Source organism: Spiroplasma endosymbiont of Cantharis lateralis, assembly GCF_964030855.1.
GTDB lineage: Bacteria > Bacillota_I > Bacilli_A > Mycoplasmatales > Mycoplasmataceae > Spiroplasma_A.
Map to the genome: position 1 here is coordinate 602,105 of NZ_CAXIQF010000008.1, position 14,201 is coordinate 616,305.

Genomic DNA, 14,201 nt, shown 5'->3' on the forward strand with positions numbered 1-14,201 from the left:
AATTGTGGCAATTTTGGATATACAACTAGAAAAACTAAAAAGTTTAATTAATCAATTTTATGATAAGTGAATTGATTTTTTTAAAAAAAATCAGGATACTATTTTTTATTTACCAGATAATGTATCAAATAAAGAAGAATTTACTTTTATTTCTGAAAGATTTGATTCCGCTGAAAATCAAATTTTAAGACATTACAATATTTTCAAAAATATTTTTAACAAAGTTGATTTTTCAAACTATAAGGAATATCAAGCATTAATTTTCTATTCGCTACCATTAAATATAACCATTTTGTTAGAACTTAGTTTATTCTTTAGAGAATGTTTTAAGGTAGATCCAAACATATTAATTAACGAATTAAAAAGCAAAGATTTTAATAAAAAAGCAAGTAGTTATTTTTTTTATAAGGAAGTAGACAAATTAAGAAAGGACTCAAATGAGAAATTAATTTTTTTTGAAAATTTAAAGTTATTAAGAAATTCAATTGAACACCCTTTAACTTTAAAAATAGATAATAAATCAACAGCAATTCAGTTTTTAGATTTTGACAATACAAAAAGTATAACTACATTAAGTAGTTTAGTCTTGGCTACTCATCCAATTAAAAACGATGGAAGAACATATGGAAAAATAAATGTTATTTCTGAAATTGATATTATTTATGTTTTTATAGAAATTTTTGAGTATATTATTAATCAAATTTTTGATTAATAAAAAACAATATATAATAGTTTAGAGGTGAAATTGTGAGTAGTTATAAAGATAATTTTATTAATCATATATTATTTAATTCTGAATCTAATGAATGAACTGACGCAGTTATAGAGTGAGAAATACTGGATTGAGAAGAGGATATAAATATGGATTCTTCATGCATATGTGGTAAAGAAAATATTAAATATTTATTTAAAATAAAAAATATTAAAAATGGAATTATTTTATTTCCTATCGGAAGTAGATGTATTGAAAAATTTGAACGTGAAGATTTAAATGAAATAATTTCTGAAAAGGAAGCACTGTTTAAACTATTGGAAAAAGTTAAAAATAATGAATTTTTAACGCTTAAGGATAGTGGATTTAACAGAAAATTATTGAGATATTTTTATGATAAAAATGTTTTTAAAGCCAATAAATATAATGATAATGATCCAGAAAAAGATTACAATTTTTTAGTAAAAATGTTTAATAAAAGAAACCCTCCTACAGATAAACAAGCAAGTAAAATAAGAGGATTGATAACCTATACAATAAGACCCTTTTTAATTTTTGAATTAACTAATAAAACAAATAATAATCTCTTCTAAAAAAACATACTTTTTTAAAAAGCTTTTTATAATTAATTTATTGGTACTCGCCAAATATCAAAGGACAAACAAATATAAAAGTAGATGAAATTAATCAGAATATTGCACCTGAAACTTTTGAGGATTAGATAAATCAAAGTCCTCAAATGAGGAAAAAAATAAAAATGAGGAAGTACAATTTAATGATGAACAAAAGACAAAAATAAATGAAATTATTAAAGAAAATATTAATAGCTAAAATACAGAAATTTTAACCTTGCAAAATTTATTAAAATATAAGGATTTTCAAATTCAATTACAAATTTTATATGTAGATAATAAGCGATTATGTCCCAAAATACAAGATTTATCTAATAAATAGATCTTGTATTTTTTCTTTTTCTATCAAAAAAATATCAGTTAGTTGCTTTCCAAGGAGATTCAATTTTGGGTATTTTAGTAGTTTCAAATTCTTCATTAGAAAGTGTTTTAATACTTCCATGTAAGCGTTCATCTTCAACTTGAATAAGATTGCAAATGTCATTTCTAATTAATGCATAATACTTTTTATTTATTGTTTCCATAGCCATTACTTTAACTTTAGCTTAAAGTAAATTGGAGTAAAGTCCTTACATATAAATCTCTTAGTTTTTTAAAACTAACACTATGAACATTATCAATAATTCCTTCACCTCGATAAGAGAAAACAATATCATCATCTTGATTAAATTTTCTACTTATTGATTCTAATTGGTCCAAAAGTATTGAAAAATCTTGATTGTATTCCTCAATAAGATGGGGTAAATAATTATTTACCTGCTCAATATTTTTTAAATCTTAGAGTCTAATTATTTGTGGTCATCTTCTTTGTAATGTTCCAAAAGTCCTTTCAACTAATGCTTTTTATTGAGGGATTGACGTTGCTTTTGTATTTGCTCCTAAAGAGTGAGAAATAAACTGCAATTGTGTATTTGAGACATTATCACCAAAATGGTCACGATTATTTTTACTACTAAAAACATTGCGATTATCACTAACATTTAGTTTTGGTAAACCATAATGTTTAAAGGCTTTTTTATAGATATTATAATAACTTTCAGTAGTTTCTTGCTCACTGAAATAGCCTGCTAAAATCCTTTTACTAGCTTTATCAATTACAATATGCAAATGACATTTTAAGTTCTTAACTCATTGATGATTTGAAGCATCAGTTTCATAGATTTCTCCAAACTTTACAATTTTCTTTTGCGTAGGATGGGGTTTGCTTGTTATAATTGATTTTGAAAGATACTCGCTTGTTAAATTTTCTTGGTTTGCGGCCTTTAAATTTTTACGAATATCTTTTTTGTTTTTCTGTTAAGAGTTTCAATTAAAATTTTTTCTTCTATTAATATGTGTCTAATTGCAAAGTAACTTATTTTCTTTTTTCATTTTATTTCTCAATAATGTTTAATACTAAAGTCATAATATTTTGTTTGAAATAATTCAATTATTTCATCTTTAAATAATTGTTGAATTTTATTTATAGGTATTTTACTTGTATTTTTATGAATAAAAGCTTTTGTTCCAATATCTTGATATTCTTTAAGTTTTCTTCTTGTGTGTCTAACACTATAACCTAATTTAAAGGCTGTATTTTTAATAGAGGCCTTTCTTAAAGATAATTGCTTAATTAATCTTAATTGTTCTTGTTTCATGTTATTTAGTAGTAGTCCTTTCATAAAACCTCCATTTATTCATTATAAAGGAGGACAAACTCGCTTGTTAATATGTAGGGACATAATCGCTTATTACTCATAACTAGAATATTATAAATTTTAAAAAAAATTTGAAATTTCAAAAAACTATATTATAATAATTAAGGTTTAAAGAAAGAAGCGCACAGCTCACCGTAATTTGTAAAGAAACGGTATAAAACTTATTTATTATCTATATATAAAATAAATAAATTTTAAGTGTGCTCCTAATCTTTTAACGGCACACTTTTTATTTCGGAGGACAAATGGCAGACAATAAAAAAATAATAACAGATTTTGTAAATAGAGAAATTAGAGCAAAACAAATTTTAATTATTAATGATGATGGGACTAAAAATGGTCCATTAAACAAATTTGAGGCTTTAAAATTAGCAGAAGAAGCAGGTTTAGACCTACTTCAAGTTGGTATGCAAGATAGTAATACAGCTATTGCTAAAATACTTGATTATGGTAAGTTCAAATATGAACAAAAACGTAAACAAAAAGAAAATAAGAAAAATCAAGTTAAAGTTGAAAATAAGGAAATTCGTTTAACTGTAGGAATTGGAGAGCATGATCTAGATACTAAAGCTAGAAAAGCAAGAGAATTCTTATTACAAGGCGATAGAGTTAAAGTATCATTAAAATTTAAGGGTAGAGAAATAACTTTTCAAGAATTTGGTAAAGAAACATTAGATAAATTCTTTACTAAAATTGAAGATATTGCAAAAGTTGAAAAAGAAGCTAAACTAAATACAAGATTCTTAGATATGTATGTAGTGCCAAAAAAAGGTTAATTATAGGAGGAGAGAATTTATGCCAAAAATGAAGACAAAAAGCTCTTTAGCAAAAAGAGTTAAAAAAACTGGTGCAGGTAAATTAAAAAGAGGTAAAGCTTATAGATCTCATTTAGCACAAAATAAATCAACAAAAAGAAAAAGACATTTGAAAAAAGCAACTTTCGTCTCAGCTGGAGATATGAAACGTCTAAAAGGATTATTACAAAATTAGGAGGTAGAACAATATGGCAAGAGTAAAATTTGGTAAAGTAACTAGAGCAAGAAGAAAACGTTGAATTAAAAGAGCAAAAGGTTACTATGGAACAAAAAAAGCAAACTATAAAAAGGCTCATGAACAAGTTGTACGTTCTATGTCTTATGCTTTTGTTGGACGTAAACTTAAAAAACGTGATTTTAGAAAATTATGAATTATTCGTATAAATGCAGCAGTTAGACCATTAGGATTAAGTTATTCTAAATTTATGAATGGTTTAAAATTAGCAGGAATTGATATTAACAGAAAAATGATATCTGAATTAGCAATTCATGAACCAAAACAATTTGAATCAATCGTAACTTCATCTAAAAAAGCTTTAGAAGCTAAAAAATAATGAAATGAGCAAATTTAGCTCATTTTTTTAATTGTGTTAAAATTATAAAGATTAAAAGAGGTACCTTATGGCAAAAATATTAGAGAATAATAAAATTGAATTTTCAAAAGAGGATATAATTAGTGCTTGAAATAATTCTCCCAAATTAATTAATAGAAATGAAGATAAATTTAGATTGTGTTTTATATGTAAATTTTTTATGGATAAATCAAAATTTGAAAAGGGAGATTTCTCATGAGTATGTGAATTTATTGATCTTAAAAATTTAAAATTAACATCAGATAATCTAATTGCAATTCATCCCCAATGTAGAGAATTTAGACATAAAGATGATTGCACAAAAATTGTTAAAAAAATAAAAGCAACACAATGAAGTGCTGCTGATTAGTTAGAAACTCTACTTAAGAGTTTTTTTTATTTTCTTTTATAATTTAAACCAGTTAAATTTTTTACTTTTGTTAATTTTTTACTTGCTAATTTTCTTGCTTTTTCTGCGCCTTGTTCTAATCAAGAATCTACTAAATCTGAGTTAAATAATTCCTTAAATTTTAGTTGGATTTTTTCTAATAAATCAACAACTACATTTGAAACTTCTTCTTTTAATACTCCATAGTCCTTATTATGAAAAAACTTTTCTGCTTCTTCAATTGAAATATTTTTCAAAGCTGAGTAAATTGTTAATAAGTTACTTACACCTGGTTTTTTTTCAATATCATATTTAATAATATTTTCTGAATCAGTTACAGCAGACTTTATTTTCTTTTTAACTTCATTAATATCATCTAATAAAGCAATAAAACTTTTTGGATTAGCAGCAGATTTTGACATTTTTTTTGTAGGATCTTGTAGATCCATTATTTTTGAACCAACTTTTGGAGTGTAATCTCCAGGAATTGTAAACATTTCTCCAAATTTATTATTCATTCTTTCTGCAATATTTCTTGTTAATTCAATATGTTGTTTTTGATCTTTTCCAACTGGTACAAATTCAGCATCATAAAGTAGAATATCTGCTGCCATTAGTGCTGGATATGTTAGTAAACCAGTAGGGATAAATTCAGTTCCATTTTCAGATTTTACTTTAGTTGATTTATCTTTAAATTGAGTCATTCTTTGTAATTCACCAATTGTTGTATTACATGTAAGAATTCAACCTAGTTGAGTGTGTTCTAAAACATCACTTTGCAAGAAAATTGTTGATTTTTTAGGATCCATTCCACAAGCAAAATATAAAGTGACCATTTCTTTTATATTTTTTCTTAAAGTTTCTTTATCAATTGGGGTAGTTATTCCATGCAGATTAGCTACAAATACATACATTTCAAATTCATCTTGTAATGCTACAAAATTTTTCATAGCTCCAATATAGTTTCCTAATGTCATTTTTCCTGTAGTGGTTATACCAGACAACATTCTCTTTTTAGTCATAATTCTTTGCTCCTTGATTTACATTTAATATTATACAATCTTTATATATTTTTCTTCCAAAAATAAGTAAAATTAATAATAGTTTAGAGGTGAAATAATGCTTTCATTTAGTATTATAAAAAATGATTATAAATCAACAGAAGAAGTTGTTTTTCATTTAAAAGAAAAGTTAGAGTCAAGAGGATGAGTTTATAATGAAAAGTTACCTAATTATATCTTTATATTTGGAGGAGATGGGACTTTTCTAAAGGCTGTTTCTAAATATAAAGAGCAAATAAAAGATGTTAAATTTGTGCCCTTTAAGTCAGGGGGAATTGGTTTCTACACTAATAAAAATAGAGTTGAAAACTTAGATGCTACAATAGATTCAATTGAGAAAAATAATTTTAGTTTAAGTAATTTTGAATTATTAGAAATTAAAACAAAATCTCAAAATTTAATTGCTGCAAATGAGGTTAAAATTCTTAATGAAAAAACACCATTGTATGTTGAAATTTATATAAATAATGAATTTCTAGAAAAGTTTCATGGAACTGGACTTGTTGTTTCTACTTCTAATGGAAGTAGTGGTTATATGAAATCAGCTGGTGGAGCAGTGATTTTATCAAGAAATAGTCAAATGTATCAATTGCAAGAATTAGTTCCTGTAAGTACTAATAAATTTAGAACATTAAATGCACCTTTAATTTTAAATGATCAATATATTTTAAAATTAAAATTTGAAGCTAAATCAAATGAGATAATGATAATTGATACTGTTGAATATCCAGTTAATGATTTAGAAATTGAAATAAGACCTTCAAAAATAAATATAAAAGTAGTAACTGATATTAGCAATTCTAAAAATACAAGTAAAATTCAAATTTTGAGAGATATTTTTATTAAAGATAAGGAGATAATTGAATAATGAATAATATTCTATATATTGTTATTGCCATTTTATTTATTATTTGTTTCATTTCATTATTTCTTTATTTTTCAACATTAAGTATGTTAAGAAAAAGAAAAGAAAAGTTTGGAATAAACTCAATTGAAAAAGGCTGAACTATTTATGAAAAAATTTTAAATGAAATAGGTACTATTCAAAATATTGATAGTATTAATAATGACAAGATTTTAATTTTATCAAAGCACTTAGTAAATACAAATAATCTAAAAAAACTAAAAATTAAGGCAGAACTTGAAGGAAAAACATTAAGTTTAACTTCAAAAGAATTTTCGATTAAGTTATTTTTAAAAAAATTAGAAGAGGAATTAAAAAATAAGATAGACTAATTATCTTATTTTTCTTTTATACTTATAAATTCCACCATCAAGTGTTTTTGCATTATAACCTTTTTCTGATAAAAATCTAGCAACTTCACCACTTCTATTTCCTGCATTACATACAGTCACAATTGGCTTATTTTCAGGATTTTTTTCTTTTAAAATGGTTTCAAATTTTTTTATAAATTCCTCAATATGCACGTTTATTGCTCAATCAAAATGAGGTAAAGTCTTAAATTCCATTTCTGTTCTAACATCTAAAGTGAAATATTTATCGTAATTTAATGAATAATCTTCTACTGAAATATACATATAAATTTCTTCCTCTCTCATTAAGATTTTATTCTTTTATTTAAAAAAACTTTACTTTAACTATAAATAAATTATAATTAAATAGAATTCAATTCTGGTTAATGTTTATTAAAAAAAATTAAACAAAATAATAAGAAGAAATTAAAAAAATAAGGAGAAAAATATGGCAGATATTAAATTTATGGCTCTTGGTGGTCAAGACGAAAGAGGAAAAAATATTTTTGTTATTAGTGTTAATGATAATTTATATATTTTTGATGCAGGAATTAAATTTCCAGAAAGAAGTGTATTAGGGATTGATGTAATAATTCCCAATTTTGACTTTTTAAAAGCAAATTCAAAAAAAATTAAAGGAATTTTTCTTTCAAATCCAAGTTCAAATAATTCAGGAGCAATTAGTTACATTTTAAGAGAAATAGACGTACCAGTTTATTGCAATGAACTTACAACAACAATTTTAAAATATAGAAATTTAAAATACAGAATTAAAAATAGAGAAAATAATTTTAAAATTATTAATGATAAAGATATCATTAATTTTGGTGATGTAAAAATAGAAGCTTTTAGAACAACAGCTGCATTTCCAGAATCATATGGTTTTGCAATTCATACACAAGATGGTGTAATTGTATATGCAGGTGATTATATTATTGATGGAAATGAACAATCATATTTCTCAACAGATATGAATCACTTAAACCAAATTGCTCAAAAGGGTGTTTTGGCATTAATAAGTGACGCAGAATATGCATCAAGGATTGGATATACAGTTCCAAATCATAGAATTGAAAAATTCATTGCAGCGCCAATGAAAGATAAAAAAAGACGTTTAATTTTAGGAATGTTTGAAGAAGATGTTTTTAAATTATTTGAAATAATAAAACAAGCAAAGGCAAATGATAGAAAAATAGCAATTTATGGAAAAACAATTACTAAAGTTGTTGAATCAAAAGTAATCCAAGAGAGTTTACAAATTACTGAAAAAGATATTATATCTATTGAAGACTTTATGAAATGTCAAGATGGTATTTTGCTTTTAACTGGAGCAGGAGATCTTCTATATGCAAGACTTGCAAAAATAGCTGCGGGAAATGATGATAAGGTTGAATTTACAGAGAATGATACTATTATATTAGCAACTCCACCAGCAGCTGGGGTAGAAAAAAGACATGCTGAAATTTTAGATGAATTATCAAGAACAAATGCAAAATTAATATCATTAAGTGATAAAAATATTTGATCTATGAGAGCAAGTTATGAAGATATAAAATTGATGACAAGAATAATGAAACCGAAATCTTTTATTCCAATTAAAGGTTTATATAAAGATTTTTTAAGTGCTGAAAGAGCAGCAATCGAAGCTGGAGTGGAAAAGAAAAATATAAAACTAATTAATAATGGGCAAATTTTAAAAATTAGTGATGGTGGAAAATTAGTTATTGGTTCTGATTCAATAAAAACAGCCGATGTAAATGTTGATGGAATTGGTGTTGGTGATATTGGAGCAGTTGTTTTAAATGAAAGAAAACAACTTGCAACTGATGGAGCGGTTATAATTGGTGCAAATGTAAATAGTAAAACAAAAGAATTGATATCATTAATTGATATTCAAATGAGAGGTGTTATTTACATTACTGATGAAAATCCAATTTTTAAATTAATGCAAAAACAAATAATTGATATTTTAGAGAAATATAAAAATGAGGCAAAAACAAAACCTGCTAGTTTTGATTTAAATGCAATTAAAAAGGAAATTGTTTCAAGAATTAGAAGTACTTTGAAACAAGAAACTGGAAAGCAACCAATTGTTTTAGTAATCATTAATGAATTAGATGGTTCATTTTTTGAGCCAAAAATGACTAAATCAAAAAACTCATAGTCTCTATGAGTTTTTGTTAATTGAATGTAAAAAAAGGTTAAAATATATTAAAATTATATGGTAAGGGCAAAAATAAGGTGAAATGATGAATAATAACAAAGGGCTAAATAATCATAATGATAATGATCGTACAAGGGCTTTTTCTATTCAAAAAAAGCAAAGAAAAAATGACTCAATTTCTTGAATAGTTGGAGCTTTAGTATTATTTTTTTTAAATTTAATGTCACTGGGAAGAATTACAATAGTTGGTCAATTCTTCGATGATGTAATTTTTAATTTGCCATTTGGATGATTTAAATATTTTTTATACTCTTTATTTTTCTTACTAGACTTTTCAATTTATTTTGGAATAAAATTTAAACCTAAAAAGAGGTTTATAGCTATGATTTTTTTAACTTGGATTTGCTTATGTTGAATTATTAGTGCAATTTTATTTATTGTTGCTTATCATGTAAAAACTCAAGATTTTATAGTAAAAGATATATGATCAGGAACAATACTAAAAGACTCATTGAATTCTTATTTAACTAATTGAAAGAATAACTCTATTTGAGGTGAAAATAGTGGAACAATTTGAATAGCAGACCCAAGTACATACTTTACAACTTGATCTGGTGGAGGATTAATAGGAACTTTTCTTTCTGGAATATTTGCATACACATCAATATATGTTGGTTTAATTATTGCAATTTTATTTCTTGCTTTAGATATGATATGAATTTTTACTGGAGATCCTTTCTTTTTCTTAAAACCAAAGCATAAGCGTAGAGGTAAAAGATTAAGAATTCTTTCCCTTAAAAATACTCAAAGTGTAAATTATTCAGCTTCAGAAAAACCTAAAAGAGAAAGTAATGGAAGAGGGATTTTAAATATTTTGAATATTCAAAATGACGAGACTTTTGATGAAAGAATAATTTTGTCTTCATCAAAAGAATCAGATATTACAATTGAACTTCCAAGTTTTAATAGAAACTATGAAAATAATATTTATGAAGAAGTAAATAATGATTTTTACAATGATGATTTTTCTAATGTAAATTTAGAAAGTTATAATTCAAATCAAAATTATAAAGAGCAATATGGTCATCAAAATCCAAATCCAAATCCAAACCCGAACTTAACTCAAAACCCAAATCAAAATAGGGTAGTTGATTATAATTTAGATCAAAAAATTAATGAAGCTAGACGACAAGCTGAAAATTTAGTTAGAGAAGAACATAATTATATTCCAAGAAGAGAAAAAGATTATAGTTATGATTCTCTTCCATATGATACAAAATATGGTCAAGTATCAACTGAAAAAGCAAGAGAAGAATTAGCTAAAGAAACAAATATAACTCCTTTTGGTGCAAATGGAAAAACACTGGAATTAGTACAATCAAGAAATAGAAAAAATTCAACTAAAATTGAAGAAGTTCAATCAGGTCAAATTACATTAGATCACTTTATTAGTGAAACTAAAAAAGAAAAAGAAGAAGAGAAAAAAATGATTGAAGATTATGGTGACTATACTTCACCAATGCAAGAGAACGTTTCAAGAAATATTTTACATTCTTCATCGTCATATCAATCAACAAATAAAGTTAACCAAACTATGGAAGTTAATAAAAATAAAGCAGTTGAAAAGGAACAATTTGTAAACCATTCATATCAATTGCCATTAATTGATATTTTAAAAGTACATGTTGTGAATTTAAAAGACCAAGAAGAAATTACTAACTCAGCCAAACAAAAGGCGGAAAGTATTAATGAAACATTTAAACAGTTTGGTGTAAAAGCAAGTGTAAAAAATATGAGCATTGGGCCTAGTGTAGTTAAATTTGAAGTACAACCTGAACCAGGAACAAAAGTTAATAGTATTACTTCATTGGAAAACGATTTAAAATTAGCACTTGCAAGTCAAAATGTTAGAATTGAAGCTCCAATTCAAGGAAAAGCTGCCGTGGGTATTGAAATCCCAAATGATAAACCAGAAGCAGTTCCAATGAGAGGTGTTATTGAAAATACACCAATTGTAAAAATGGGAAATAAGTTATTATTTGCTATTGGTAAAACAGTTACTGGAGAGTTACTATTTGGTGAGTTAGATAAAATGCCTCATTTACTTGTTGCTGGTTCAACAGGTAGTGGTAAATCAGTTATGATAAATGGAATAATCTCTTCAATCTTAATGAGAGCAAAACCACATGAAGTTAAGTTTTTAATGATTGACCCTAAAAAGGTTGAACTTTCAGTTTACTCTTCAATTCCACATTTACTTGCACCAGTTATTAGTGATATGAATATTGCAAATAGTGCTTTGAAAAAAGTTATTAATGAAATGGAAAGAAGATATGCATTATTTACAACATATGGGGTTAAGAATATAGCAGGATTTAATGCTAAACAAAAAACAGATTCAACTAAGTTACCTTATTATGTAATTATTATTGATGAACTTGCTGATTTAATGATGACATCAAATAAAAAAGATGTAGAAGATTCAATTATGAGACTTACACAATTGTCAAGGGCAGCAGGAATTCACTTAATTGTAGCTACTCAAAGACCATCAACTGATGTTATTACAGGTGTTATTAAATCAAATATACCTGTAAGATTAGCCTTTTCAGTTGCTTCATCAATTGACTCAAGAACAATACTAGACTCAAATGGAGCTGAAAAATTAATTGGTAAAGGAGATTTACTTTATACAATTCCAGGAAGTACATCCCTTGTAAGAGCTCAAGGAGCTTACATAAGTGATGATGAAATTGAGAAATTGGTAAAACATTGTTCAAGTCAACAACAACAGATTTTTGACACAGAATTTTTAAAAGCTGAAGCAGAGGAACCAAGTTTTACAGTTAATCTTGGAGCTGGTCAGGACTCAATGTTTGATGAAATTAAAGATTATGTAATTAGAACACAAAAGGCTTCTACAAGCTTAATTCAAAGAAAATTTAATATTGGTTATAACCGTGCTGCGAGAATTATTGACGAACTTGAAGAAAGCGGTATCATTGGACCTCAAAATGGTTCAAAACCAAGAGATGTTTATATTCAAAATGAAGATGTATATTAAAATCAGCAAATTAGTTTTGCTGATTTTAATTTATTTAACTATATATAATTATATTTGAGGTGAGATTTATGGAAAACATAGTTAAAAATTTACCAGAGAAATCTGGTTGTTATTTGTATAAAAATAAAAAAGATCAAGTAATCTATGTTGGAAAAGCCAAAAATCTTAAAAAGAGAGTTGCCAGTTATTTTAATAAGGCTCATAATTTTAAAACAACACAACTTGTTAGAGATATATTTAATATCGAAACTATAGTTACTGACAATGAAAAAGAATCTTTAATCTTAGAACAAAACCTAATAAAAAAATATCGTCCCAGATATAATATTGTTTTAAATGATGATAAAAAATATCCCTATATTGCTATTACAAAAGAACATGATCCAATTTATGTATATACTAGAAATTTTGATAATAAAAATCAAATTTCTTTTGGACCACTTCCAGATGGAACTAGTGCTAGAAATATCTTAAAAACACTAGAAAGAATTTATCCTTTAAGACGATGTAAAGGTAATTTGGGTAAACCATGTATTCACTTTCATATTGACCAATGTTCTGGAGCTTGCTTTAAGGATGTTAAAAAGGAATATTATCAAGAACAAATAACAAAAGTTAAAAATTTTTTTAATAGAACAAATGATGATTTTAAAAATAAACTAGAAGAAAAAATGATTATTGCTTCAAATAATCTTCAATTTGAAGAAGCACAAAGAATAAAAGATATTATAGCTCATTTAAATTTTTCAATTGTAGAACAATTTGTGGATATTAATGATAATTTAAATCGTGATGTTTTTAATTATTTTGAATCAGAAGAGTATATCTGTTTTGTTGTTTTATTTTATAGAAGTGGAAAATTAATTTTAAAAGATCAATTAATTATTAAAAATAGTGTAGAAGATTTAATATCTTTATTTGAAAATTTTATTATGCAAATATACTTAAAAAATATGCTTCCTGATTATATTATTCTTCCTAAAATATTGGAACAAACAAGTCTAAAATTTTTATTTCAAGAAAAAATAACTTATGGAAATGATGAAACGAGTTTAAAAATACTGGACCTAGCTAGAAATAATGCTAAGGAATATATTAGACAACAAGAAATTTATAAAAATCAAAAATCAATGAGTAAAGAAGAATTACTTGATAACTTACAAAAAACTCTAAAGCTTCCAAATTATCCATATCATATTGAAATGTTTGATGTAGCCAATATTTTAGATGAATTTGTAACTGGTGCTATGGTTGTTTTTAAAGGAGCACAGCCAAGTTTTAATGACTTTAGAAAGTATAATATTATAATCGATGAAAAAGGTGACTTTCAAAGAATGCAAAATATGATTTATCGAAGATATCAAAAGGAAATTGGTGAAGAAAAAAATTTACCAGATTTAATAATAATGGATGGAGGCAAAATTCAAGTGAATGCTGCTAGGTCACAATTAGAATTATTAGATTTAAATATTCCAATAATTGGACTTGTTAAAAATGATAAACATAGGACTGAATATATTTTGAACTATGACATGCAAGAAGTATATTTAGATAAATCTCAAGAGGTTTTTAAATTCTTAGAATTAATTCAAAATAGAGTTCATAATTATGCTATTGCTGGTTTTAGAAAAAAACATAATAAATCATTTACAAGAGATGAATTAGCTACAATAAAAGGTATTGGAGAGAAAATGATTCAAAAAATAAATAGTCAATTTCCTTCTAGAATAGACTTTTATAATGCTAGTTTTGAAGAAATAAAGAATATTGTTAAAAAGGATGAAATTGTTTTAAATATTAAGGAATTAAAAAAACAATTAGATAATAAAAAATAGAATAATA

General features: G+C 25.2%; 13 protein-coding genes and 1 pseudogene. 11 read left to right on the forward strand and 3 right to left on the reverse strand.

All coding sequences use genetic code 4. The annotated features are described in order from the left end of the window. The first annotated feature begins 4 nt into the window (after positions 1-4). Together AAHM99_RS05075 and AAHM99_RS05080 are read left to right on the forward strand one after the other, a co-directional pair. The gene (locus AAHM99_RS05075) at positions 5-712 is read left to right on the forward strand and encodes a hypothetical protein (protein WP_342275591.1); all 708 of its coding nucleotides are present in this window, start codon (positions 5-7) and stop codon (positions 710-712) included. 35 nt (positions 713-747) lie between these two features. After that, the gene (locus AAHM99_RS05080) at positions 748-1,305 is read left to right on the forward strand and encodes a hypothetical protein (RefSeq protein ID WP_342275592.1); all 558 of its coding nucleotides are present in this window, start codon (positions 748-750) and stop codon (positions 1,303-1,305) included. A 350-nt stretch (positions 1,306-1,655) separates the two neighbouring features. On the opposite strand, the pseudogene AAHM99_RS05680 reads toward AAHM99_RS05080, so the two are convergent. Further along, positions 1,656-3,005: pseudogene (locus AAHM99_RS05680) on the reverse strand (transposase family protein). Between the two features lie 281 nt (positions 3,006-3,286). Here AAHM99_RS05680 and infC point away from each other — a divergent pair. From infC to AAHM99_RS05120, 4 genes are all read left to right on the forward strand, one after another. Continuing rightward, positions 3,287-3,817, forward strand: coding sequence for a translation initiation factor IF-3 (gene infC, locus AAHM99_RS05105; protein ID WP_053945899.1), 531 nt, complete (start codon positions 3,287-3,289; stop codon positions 3,815-3,817). Between the two features lie 19 nt (positions 3,818-3,836). Next, positions 3,837-4,031 (forward strand): 50S ribosomal protein L35, encoded by a 195-nt coding sequence (gene rpmI / locus AAHM99_RS05110; RefSeq protein ID WP_339029598.1) that lies wholly within the window; start codon positions 3,837-3,839, stop codon positions 4,029-4,031. A 13-nt stretch (positions 4,032-4,044) separates the two neighbouring features. After that, the gene (gene rplT, locus AAHM99_RS05115; RefSeq protein ID WP_342275597.1) at positions 4,045-4,410 is read left to right on the forward strand and encodes a 50S ribosomal protein L20; all 366 of its coding nucleotides are present in this window, start codon (positions 4,045-4,047) and stop codon (positions 4,408-4,410) included. 67 nt (positions 4,411-4,477) lie between these two features. Then, positions 4,478-4,798 (forward strand): hypothetical protein, encoded by a 321-nt coding sequence (locus AAHM99_RS05120; protein WP_342275598.1) that lies wholly within the window; start codon positions 4,478-4,480, stop codon positions 4,796-4,798. A 26-nt stretch (positions 4,799-4,824) separates the two neighbouring features. Here the strand turns inward: AAHM99_RS05120 and trpS are convergent, their stop codons facing one another. After that, positions 4,825-5,838 (reverse strand): tryptophan--tRNA ligase, encoded by a 1,014-nt coding sequence (gene trpS, locus AAHM99_RS05125; protein WP_339029593.1) that lies wholly within the window; start codon positions 5,836-5,838, stop codon positions 4,825-4,827. 97 nt (positions 5,839-5,935) lie between these two features. Between trpS and AAHM99_RS05130 the strand changes: the two genes are divergently transcribed. Both AAHM99_RS05130 and AAHM99_RS05135 read left to right on the forward strand, forming a co-directional pair. Next, complete coding sequence (locus AAHM99_RS05130) at positions 5,936-6,745, forward strand: diacylglycerol kinase catalytic domain-containing protein (protein WP_342275599.1); 810 nt, start codon at positions 5,936-5,938, stop codon at positions 6,743-6,745. Further along, positions 6,745-7,113 carry a hypothetical protein gene (locus AAHM99_RS05135; RefSeq protein WP_342258537.1) on the forward strand — a complete coding sequence of 123 codons (369 nt, stop codon included), beginning with the start codon at positions 6,745-6,747 and terminating at the stop codon, positions 7,111-7,113. Before AAHM99_RS05130 ends, AAHM99_RS05135 begins: the two co-directional genes overlap by 1 nt. Here the strand turns inward: AAHM99_RS05135 and AAHM99_RS05140 are convergent, their stop codons facing one another. Continuing rightward, complete coding sequence (locus AAHM99_RS05140) at positions 7,114-7,416, reverse strand: rhodanese-like domain-containing protein (RefSeq protein WP_342275600.1); 303 nt, start codon at positions 7,414-7,416, stop codon at positions 7,114-7,116. It abuts the gene before it with no gap. 163 nt (positions 7,417-7,579) lie between these two features. Between AAHM99_RS05140 and AAHM99_RS05145 the strand changes: the two genes are divergently transcribed. The 3 genes from AAHM99_RS05145 to uvrC all read left to right on the forward strand — a co-directional run bounded on the left by AAHM99_RS05145 (position 7,580) and on the right by uvrC (position 14,194). Beyond that, positions 7,580-9,295, forward strand: a complete 1,716-nt coding sequence (locus tag AAHM99_RS05145; protein WP_342275601.1) for a ribonuclease J — start codon at positions 7,580-7,582, stop codon at positions 9,293-9,295. 85 nt (positions 9,296-9,380) lie between these two features. Further along, positions 9,381-12,359, forward strand: a complete 2,979-nt coding sequence (locus AAHM99_RS05150; protein ID WP_342275602.1) for a DNA translocase FtsK — start codon at positions 9,381-9,383, stop codon at positions 12,357-12,359. A 68-nt stretch (positions 12,360-12,427) separates the two neighbouring features. Beyond that, a complete protein-coding gene (gene uvrC, locus AAHM99_RS05155; RefSeq protein ID WP_342275603.1) occupies positions 12,428-14,194 on the forward strand; it encodes an excinuclease ABC subunit UvrC in 1,767 nt (588 codons plus the stop codon). Positions 14,195-14,201 lie beyond the last annotated feature (7 nt).